The organism is Streptomyces sp. NPDC059828 (assembly GCF_042731955.1).
Classification (GTDB): domain Bacteria; phylum Actinomycetota; class Actinomycetes; order Streptomycetales; family Streptomycetaceae; genus Streptomyces.
The window spans coordinates 84393-93105 of the sequence record NZ_JBHWIW010000014.1; the positions used below are offsets into that span (position 1 = coordinate 84393).

The 8713-nt window shown below is 69.6% G+C and carries 8 protein-coding genes and 1 riboswitch; of the genes, 1 reads left to right on the top strand and 7 read right to left on the bottom strand.

Features of this window, described 5'->3' with window-relative positions; translation table 11 throughout:
• Window positions 1-151 precede the first annotated feature (151 nt).
• Window positions 152-1144 carry a peptidoglycan DD-metalloendopeptidase family protein gene (locus ACFV6V_RS11630; protein WP_385562561.1) on the bottom strand — a complete coding sequence of 331 codons (993 nt, stop codon included), beginning with the start codon at window positions 1142-1144 and terminating at the stop codon, window positions 152-154.
• A gap of 4 nt (window positions 1145-1148) precedes the next feature.
• Window positions 1149-1302: riboswitch (cyclic di-AMP (ydaO/yuaA leader) on the bottom strand.
• A gap of 408 nt (window positions 1303-1710) precedes the next feature.
• Between ACFV6V_RS11630 and ACFV6V_RS11635 the strand changes: the two genes are divergently transcribed.
• Window positions 1711-2526 carry a tyrosine-protein phosphatase gene (locus ACFV6V_RS11635; protein ID WP_385562564.1) on the top strand — a complete coding sequence of 272 codons (816 nt, stop codon included), beginning with the start codon at window positions 1711-1713 and terminating at the stop codon, window positions 2524-2526.
• Between the two features lie 21 nt (window positions 2527-2547).
• On the opposite strand, the gene ACFV6V_RS11640 is transcribed toward ACFV6V_RS11635, so the two are convergent.
• From ACFV6V_RS11640 to shc, 6 genes are all read right to left on the bottom strand, one after another.
• Window positions 2548-2688 carry a DUF6126 family protein gene (locus ACFV6V_RS11640; protein ID WP_385562567.1) on the bottom strand — a complete coding sequence of 47 codons (141 nt, stop codon included), beginning with the start codon at window positions 2686-2688 and terminating at the stop codon, window positions 2548-2550.
• A 10-nt stretch (window positions 2689-2698) separates the two neighbouring features.
• On the bottom strand, window positions 2699-3304 hold the full coding sequence (locus ACFV6V_RS11645; protein ID WP_385562570.1) for an XRE family transcriptional regulator: 606 nt from the start codon (window positions 3302-3304) through the stop codon (window positions 2699-2701).
• A gap of 71 nt (window positions 3305-3375) precedes the next feature.
• Complete coding sequence (locus ACFV6V_RS11650) at window positions 3376-4761, bottom strand: aspartate aminotransferase family protein (RefSeq protein WP_385562573.1); 1386 nt, start codon at window positions 4759-4761, stop codon at window positions 3376-3378.
• 26 nt (window positions 4762-4787) lie between these two features.
• Window positions 4788-5804, bottom strand: coding sequence for an adenosyl-hopene transferase HpnH (hpnH, locus tag ACFV6V_RS11655; protein ID WP_385562576.1), 1017 nt, complete (start codon window positions 5802-5804; stop codon window positions 4788-4790).
• A gap of 5 nt (window positions 5805-5809) precedes the next feature.
• The gene (locus ACFV6V_RS11660; RefSeq protein ID WP_385562650.1) at window positions 5810-6430 is read right to left on the bottom strand and encodes a 1-hydroxy-2-methyl-2-butenyl 4-diphosphate reductase; all 621 of its coding nucleotides are present in this window, start codon (window positions 6428-6430) and stop codon (window positions 5810-5812) included.
• Window positions 6431-6507: 77 nt separating this feature from the next.
• A complete protein-coding gene (gene shc / locus ACFV6V_RS11665; RefSeq protein ID WP_385562578.1) occupies window positions 6508-8556 on the bottom strand; it encodes a squalene--hopene cyclase in 2049 nt (682 codons plus the stop codon).
• Between the last annotated feature and the right edge of the window lie 157 nt (window positions 8557-8713).

Below are 8713 nucleotides of genomic sequence, written 5' to 3' on the forward strand. Positions count from 1 at the left end.
CACCGTAGGAGGGGTTGACGGGGCGTGACATAGACCACCGAGCCGGTTTTCGGCGGACGGGAATACCGGCGGCACACAGACGTCCGCCACTCCCCGCGTCAGGTGGGGAGCGGCGGACGTCACTGACGTTACGTCAGCTCGAGGGGGTGGTTCAGAGGCGCACACCGTGCTGGCGGAGGTAGGCCAGCGGGTCGATGTCCGAGCCGTAGTTCGGCGTGGTGCGGATCTCGAAGTGGAGGTGCGGACCGGTGGAGTTGCCGGTGGAGCCGGAGAGGCCGATCTGCTGTCCGCCGCTCACGCTCTGCCCGGCCGAGACGGAGAGGGAGGAGAGGTGGGCGTACTGGGAGTAGGTGCCGTCGCCGTGCCGGATGACGACCTGGTTGCCGTAAGCGCCGGCCCATCCGGCCGAGGCGACGGTGCCGGGGCCGACGGACTTGACCGAGGTACCGACGGAGGCGATGAAGTCGAGACCGGTGTGGTAGCCGCTGGACCACATGGCACCCGGGGTGCGGTAGGCGGTGCTGATGCCTCCGGCGACCGGAGCAGAGTAGAAGGACTCCTTGCTCTTAGCGGACGGAGCCTCGGCAGCCGCGGGGGCGGCGGCCTCGACCTTGGCCTTGGCCTCGACCTTGACCTTGGCCTTGACCCCGGGGGCAGCCGGGGCGGCCTTGGGGGCATCGGCGGTACGGTCGGCAGACCGCGAGGCGCGCTCGTCCTTCGCCGGCGCCTGGGCCGGGCGCTCGGTCGGTGCCGCGGTCTTCGCCGCGGTGCCGAGGGCGAGCTTCAGACCCGGGTGGATCAGCGAGGGGTTCTCGCCGACGACCTCGCGGTTCTCGGCGTACAGCTTCTTCCAGCCGCCGCGGACATGCTGCTCTTCGGCGATCTTGGACAGGTAGTCGCCGGACACGACCGTGTAGGTCCTGGGCGGCTTCGGAGCGGCCACCGACTGCGGGGCGGCGGCCTGTCGGGCGACTGCGGCGGTGTGCTCGGCGGTGGCCGCGGGAGCGGAGTTCCCCGTGGCGTGCGCCGCGCCTGCGGCGCCGATGAGCGGGAGTGCGATGGCGGCGCCACCGGTTCCCGCGGCGACGAATCCGCGAGCGAGCGGGCTGGTCTTGGGTCGGCGGTGCTTACCCCGTCCGGGCATGGCGAATTCCTCTCCGGCGCCTGCGAGGTGAGCTGTCGGGTTCGGGCTGGAGCTGCCCGGCCGTGCGATGGCACGACTTCACCCCTAGCCGTCCGGAACCCCGGGACGGCGACTTACCTGGGTCCCCCGCTCCTGCCACGCGTGAGTGTGTGCGGAATTCCGGACGGCGGCAGGATTCGGCGGTCCGACCGGATTGCGGCGACCGTAGGCGAGTCGGGCGAGCGGTACAAGCAGTCCTAATCGGTCGGCATTCACCCGTGCGATATCAACGGGGATTTTCCGGTCACCCTGCGTGGATTACGGATCTTTGATTGCCTTATACACAAAGGGGTTTGATGGGGAGACACGGCAACGGACCGTCACGAATATGATCCCGCTCACGACGGGAATCCCATCTCGTTCCTAACTGGTTCACTCTTCCCTAATTCATCAAATCGGACAGAACCGGCATTAACCCCAGATAGGCTCACTCCAGGCGGGGTGATTTCCCGAGGAACCCATGTCGTATGGTCAGGTGCACGCCGTCGTCGACGCGCGACGCCAACCGCAGACACGGAGGAGCCCCCGTGACGCAGCAGCTGCCCCAGGTCCCTTCGACCGAGCCCGAGCTCTCGGGCGTGCGCAACTTCCGGGACGTGGGCGGTCTGCCGACCGTGGACGGGCGCCGGGTGCGGCACGGCAGACTGTTCCGCAGCGGGCACCTCGCCCACGCCACCGCCGACGACGCCGTGTTCCTCGCGTCCCTCGAGCTCCACACCATCTTCGACTTCCGCAACGCCGCCGACCACAAGCTCGAGGGGGCCGACGTCGAGCTGCCCGGCGTGCGGAACGTGAACATCCCGCTCAGCGACCCCGCCGACGGCGCCGAGTTCTGGATGATGGTGCGCGACGGCAATCTCGAACAGCTGCGCTCGATCCTCGCCGACGGCAAGGCGGCCGGCCGGATGTCCGACTCGTACCGGAAGATGATCAAGGAGCGGACCGAGGAGCACAGCCGCGTGCTGCACTCCCTCGCCGAGGACAGCGTCCCCGCCCTGATGCACTGCGCCGCGGGCAAGGACCGCGCGGGCCTGTCGATCGCGATCTCCCTGCTCGCGGTGGGCGTCGAGCGGGACGCCATCGAGGCCGACTACTTGAAGTCGAACGATCCGCACCGCCGCTACAAGGTGCGCCGCAGCGACACCTCCTCCGCCGGGATGTCCCCCGAGGTCATGGACCTGCTCAACCCGCTCTTCGACGCCCGCGCGGAGTATCTGGCGGCTGCCTTCGAGGCCATCGAGGAGACCTGGGGCGGCCCCGAGCGCTATCTCTCCGCGGGCCTCGGCATCACGCCCGAGACCCGGGAGCGGCTGCGCGACCGCCTGCTGGACGGCACGGTCTGATACCTCCGCGCGCCCCCGGCCTCACTGCCCGCCGACCGTGAACAGCAGGTAGAGGAACGCCGCGAACAGGTGGCCCGCGACCAGATAGGCGAACAGCCGGACGGCCAGGCCGAGCGGGAACTTCTGGTCGTTCGACGAGGACTTCTCAGGTGCACCGGGCATGCGGATCTCCTCAGGTGTGCGGTCGCGCGTGCGGATCGGGGCTCTGGAGCAGGGTGTGGACGAACAGCAGCTCGACCCCGCCTGGTGTGGCGGAGGCGATTCGGTGCGGGGTGAGCGAGTCGAAGTGCGCGCTGTCCCCCGGGGTGAGCTCATGGACGCTGTCCCCGAGGCCCAGCCGAAGCCTGCCGTCCAGGACGTAGAGCCACTCCTCACCCGGATGGACCCGCACCAGATCGCCCTGGGCCCCATAGGGCACCCGCACCCGCAAGGCCTGCATGGCGCGGCCCCAGCCGCCGGTCTGCCGGTAGCTCCAGCCGTCGGCCTCAGCGGGTCCCATCCCGCCACCGCGGATGACGGAGTCGCGTTCCGGTGGGTGCTCACCGAGCAGCTCGGCGACGGTCGTACCGTAGATCCTCGCGAGGGCGAGCAGCATCGGCAGCGAGGGCTGCCGATGGCCGGTCTCCAGCCGGGAGAGATGCGCCGGTGACAGGCCCGCCCGCTGGGCGGCGGCCTCCAGGGTGAGGCCTCGGCGGCGGCGCAAGTCGCGCAGCCGCGGGGCCACATCGGGCAGCTCGTCCACCGGCTGCCCCGGAGGCTCTGAGGCGGAAGGACTCATGCGTCCATTGCGCCAGGATCTTCCCTCTGAGGCAAATTTCTTGCCTCAGAGGCAAAACGGCCCAGGAGCCGCTAACGCTGGGCCACAGCCTGCTTCACCAGCGTCTTGCCGAAGTCCCACATCAGCCCGCCGCCACCGTGTGCCTCGTCCATCACGGCGGTGAACGCCGCAATGAACCGGTCGACCTCCGCCTCTCCGATGACCAGCGGTGGAATCAGCTTGATCACTTCCATGTGGTCCCCGGAGACCTGGGTGAGGATCCGGTGCTTCTGGAGCAGCGGCACCACCACCATCTGCGCGAAGAGGCCTTTACGCGCGGCTTGCAGCATGGTCCACCGGCCACGCAGTCTCAGCGAGGACGGCCTGCCGAACTCGATGCCGATCATCAGGCCCCGGCCGCGGACCTCCTTCAGCAGCTCGTAGCGGTCCACGAGGGCCGTGAGCCGCGACTTCAGCAGCCCGCCGACGGCCCTCGCGTTCGCGACGAGCTGCTCGTCCTCCAGGACCGCGAGCACCGCGAGCCCCGCGGCCATCGCCTGGGCGTTCCCGCCGAAGCTCGCCGAGTGCACCAGCACCCGGTCCATGGACGAGTAGACCTTCTTGAAGATCCAGTCCCTGCCGAGGGTGGCGCTGACCGGGACACAGCCGCCCGAGAGCGCCTTCGCCACGCACACCAGATCGGGCTCCACCCCGGCTTCGTGCTGGTACGCGTAGAAGTCCCCGGTCCTGCCGAGGCCGGTCTGCACCTCGTCCACGACCAGCAGGGCCCCGTGCCGGCGCAGCAGTTCCTGTGCGGCGGGCAGGAACCCGGGCGGGGCCTCGTGCACGCCCTTGCCCTGGATGGGCTCCACGACGAAGGCTGCCACATCCCCGCGTTCCAGCTCCCGTTCCAGCGCGGCGAGATCGCCGAGCCCGACGGCGGTGTCGGGGAGCAGCGGGGCGAAGCCGTCGCGGAAGGCCGCCTCGCCGTTGACCGAGAGGGAACCCGTGGTCAGCCCGTGGAAGGCATGGGCGCAGTAGAGGACCCTGGGTCTGCCCGTGGCGTACCGGGCGAACTTCAGGGCCGTCTCGACGGCCTCCGTACCGCTGTTGCCGAAGTACACCCGGTCCAGGTGCGGGCTGTGCGCCAGCAGCTGCTCCGCCAGCAGCCCGGGGAGGGGTGAGCAGTCGAAGCGGGTGAGATCGGGGAGCGAGGCGTCGAGCACGTCGTGCATCGCCTTGCGCACGACGGGGTGGTGCCGGCCGAGGCCCATGACGCCGAAGCCGGCGAGCATGTCGAGGTAGTCGTTGCCGTCCGTGTCCCAGAAGTACGCGCCCTCGCCGCGCTCGTACACCTTGTCGAAGCCGATGGTGCGGAGCATGCGCGGCAGCTGGTGGTTGAGATACCTGTCGTGCAGCTCGTAGCGTTCACCGCCGCGCTCCGCGAGCAGGCGCCCGAGGTCGAACCCTTCGCTCATCGCCCGTACCCCTCGCTCTCTCCCCGTCAGTTGCCGGACACCGTCTCCCGGGCGGCCCTCAGCGACTCCTTGAGGGAGCCCATGGTGGCGAGTACTGCGGTCGGTTCATAGCCGCAGTGCGCCATGCAGTTCGCACAGCGCGGGTCCTTGCCCCGGCCGTACTTGCTCCAGTCGGTCTCCTCGACGAGCTGACGGTACGTCGGCACATAGCCGTCGCTCATCAGATAGCACGGCCGCTGCCAGCCGAAGAGCGAGTAGTTCGGGATCGCCCATGCCGTGCACGGAAAGTCGACCTTGCCCTCGAGGAAGTCCAGGAAGAGCGGTGAGTGGTTCAGCCGCCAGCGTCTCCGGTTGCCTCCGGCGAAGGCCTTCCGGAACAGCTCGCGGGTCTGTTCGACCCCGAGGAAGTGCTCCTGGTCGGGTGCCTTCTCATAGGCGTACGCCGGCGAGATCATCATCTCGTCGACCTCGAGCTCGTCGTTGAGGTAGTTCAGCACCTCGATGACGGTCTGCGGGGTGTCGGTGTTGAAGAAGGTGGAATTGGTGGTGACCCGGAAGCCGCGCTGCTTGGCCTCCTTGATGGCTGCCACCGCCTCGTCGAACACGCCCTCCTTGGCGACGGACTCGTCATGGCGCTCACGCAGCCCGTCGATGTGGACGGCGAAGGCGAAGAACGGGGACGGGGTGAAGTCGTCCATCTTCTTGCGCAGCAGCATCGCGTTGGTGCACAGGAAGACGTATTTCTTCCTCTTGACCAACTGGCTCACGATCTCGCTGATCTGAGGATGCATCAGGGGCTCGCCACCGGCGATCGACACCATCGGCGCCCCGGATTCCAGCACGGCGCCGACCGCCTGCGCGACGGGCATCCGCTGCTTGAGCACGCCCGCCGGATGCTGGATCTTCCCGCATCCCTCGCACTTCAGATTGCACGCGAACAACGGCTCCAGCTCCACGATCAGCGGAAACTTCTCCCGCTTGCGGAGCTTCTGTTCGAAGAGGTAGGTCCCGACCCTGATGGATTGGCGGAGCGGCATGGCCATCTGGCTCACCTCCTGGGGAGCAGCGAAGAACGGTGCCATTCATGGAAAGCCGGAAGCACGGCTCGCAGGACACGGATTGCCGATATTCCACCGCGGACCGTGCCGATGCGTACCAGTTCATGCTCTGGAGCGTCCACGACCACCCGGACGGCCGCAACGGGGCGCACGCCCGCGCTCAGAGCACTGCGGAGCGTGGCGGCGGACTCCATGTCCGCCGCGATCGCGCCGGTGGCGGCCAGCGCCGTGCGCTCCTGGCCGCGCACCACATGATCGGAGCCGGTCAGCGGGCCGCAGTGGACGGTGTGACCGGGTACGACACGGGACAGCTCCCGCACCAGCAGTTCGGTGCCGTCGCAGGTGGTGGTTCCCCAGGGGCCGCGGGTCTCGGTCGCCACGACCAGGTCGCCCGGGTGCATGCCCGGGACGAGCCCGGCGCAGAAGCCGGAGGCCAGGACCGCGGTACCGGTCCGTCGCCGGTCGAGGAGCGCACCGCTGACGGCCCGCTGTGCGTTCGCCGGGCCCATACCCGTGCGGAGTACGGTCACCGGTCCGGGCGCGCCGGCATGGCCCTTGCGCCCGCCGCGCAGGGCGAGCTGTTCGATGCCGAGGGCGCAGGCGATCAGCAGCTCCGACGGCCCGCCCCCGGACTGTTCGACGGGGGCGGTGGGGGCGGCGCGGCCGGCGGAATCCGAGGCGTCCACGGTCAGGCCCCGTTCCGGCGGGGGGAAGGCGCGCCGTGCACATAGCGGCCGAGTGCGGTGAGAGGGAAGACCTGGCGGTAGAGGTGGTAATTGATGGAGAAGTCCCAGGGGAAACCGGTGCCGGTGAAATGCGGCTCGTCCCAGGAGCCGTCCGGGCGCTGGGTGTCGGTGAGGAAGGCGATGCCGCGCTCGGCCGCCTTGCCGTCCCGCTCCCCTCCGGCCAGCAGTGCCATCAGGGCCCACGCGGTCTGCGACGCGGTGGATACGCCCTTGCCGACGGACGCGGTGTCGCGGTAGGAGCGCAGATCCTCCCCCCAGCCGCCGTCCTCGTTCTGCACGGACTCGAGCCAGCGGACGGCGCGCCGGATGGCGGGGTGCCCGGTGGGCAGACCCGCCGCGGTGAGCGCCGGTACGACCGAGCCGGTTCCGTAGAGGTAGTTGACGCCCCAGCGCCCGAACCAGGCTCCGTTCGGCTCCTGTTCGGCGAGCAGCCATTCGAGGCCGGCGCGGGTGCGGGGGTGGTGGGCGCGACCCTCGTGGGCGAGCATCTCCACGACGTGGGCGGTGACATCGGCGGACGGCGGGTCGATCACCTCGCCGAAGTCGCAGAACGGCAGCCGGTTGGGCAGCACGCTGGTGTTGTCGGCGTCGAACGCCGCCCAGGCGCCGTTCTTCGACTGCATCCCGAGCGTCCAGTTGCCGGCCCGTGCGATCGCCGCCTCGACGCGCTCCGGATCAGGGTGCCTGACCCTGCGCAGGGCCAGGATGACCTCGGCGGTGTCGTCGATGTCGGGATAGTTGTCGTTGTGGAACTCGAACGCCCAGCCGCCAGGGGCGAGCCGGGGTTTGCGCACGGCCCAGTCGCCGCGTTTGACGACCTCCTCGGCGAGCATCCAGTCGGCGGCCTTCACCAGCGCCGGATGGTCGGGGGGCAGTCCGGCGTCGGCGAGGGCGATGGTGGCGAGGCAGGTGTCCCACACCGGCGACTGGCAGGCCTCGATCATCCGCACGGGGCCGTCCCCATGGCCGCCCTCCCCCGGCAGTACGTCCTCCCGCCAGACGGCGAAGCGGTCGAGCGACTCGAGACCCGAACGCATCACGGGATGCCGAAGGTCGTAGCCGAGCAGATGCAGCGCGATCAGCGAGTAGACGGCGGGCGGCTGGATACCGCCCCAGCAGCCGTCGTTCTCCTGCCGCTCGACGATCCAGCGCGCCGCGGCGTTCAACGCCGCACGCCGCAGGGGTCGCAGGGCGACCTTGCGGTAGCCGTGCAGCACCTTGTCGAGGCGCTGGAAGACACCGTCCCAACTCGCGGCGGGCGCAAGGGGCCTCGGCGGACTGGGGCAGCGGCGGTCGGTGTGCAGCTCGTCGAGCGGGAACGGCGCGGGGCGCACGGGCCGTTTGGCGGAGACGATGGTGAGCGGGACGATGGTCTGCCGGGCCCAGCAGCCGAAGTCGTAGATGTTGAGCGGGAACCATGAGGGCAGGAAGATCAGTTCGGGCGGCAGCTCGGGCAGGTCCTCCCACTTCCACCAGCCGAAGAGCGCCAGCCAGATGCGGGTGAAGACCCGGCTCGCCGCGATCCCGCCCCGGGCACGGATCCAGGCCGCGGCACGGTCCATGTGCGGGTCACCGGGGCGGTCGCCCGCAAGGCGCAGTGCGACATAGGCCTCGACGGTGGCGGAGAGCTCTCCGGGACCGCCGTGGAACGTGGCCCAGGCGCCGTCGTCACGCTGCTTCCCGCGGATGAAGCGGGCCGTCGCAAGGGTGGTCTTCTCGTCCTGGACGCCCAGGAACTGGCGGAGCATCAGATCCTCGGCGTCCATCGTGACATTGGTCTCGAGGTCGCCCTTCCACCAGCCCCCGGCGTCCTGGATGTCGAGCAGATACTCTGCGGACCGCTGCGCCGCCCGCTCGGCGGCGAAGAGCGCGTCGGCCCCCGGAGCAGGATCGCCGGATGAGGGTGGATCGGTAGGCGTGGCGGTCGGTTCGCTGGCCGCGGCTGCGCGGGGTACCGGGGCCCCGGAGCTTCCGTCGGTCGTCGCTGTCATGGCGTCCCCTTCGTGCAGTCGGATCTCTGCTGCTGCGGGTCTGCCGTCGGGGGGGGGGGGGCGGGGGGAACGCCCCGCCCCCCGGGGTCAAGCACCCGTTGTGGTGGTCGTAGTACGGATGGGGGTGGGAGTTAAGTTAGAATAAAAAAAAAAAAAC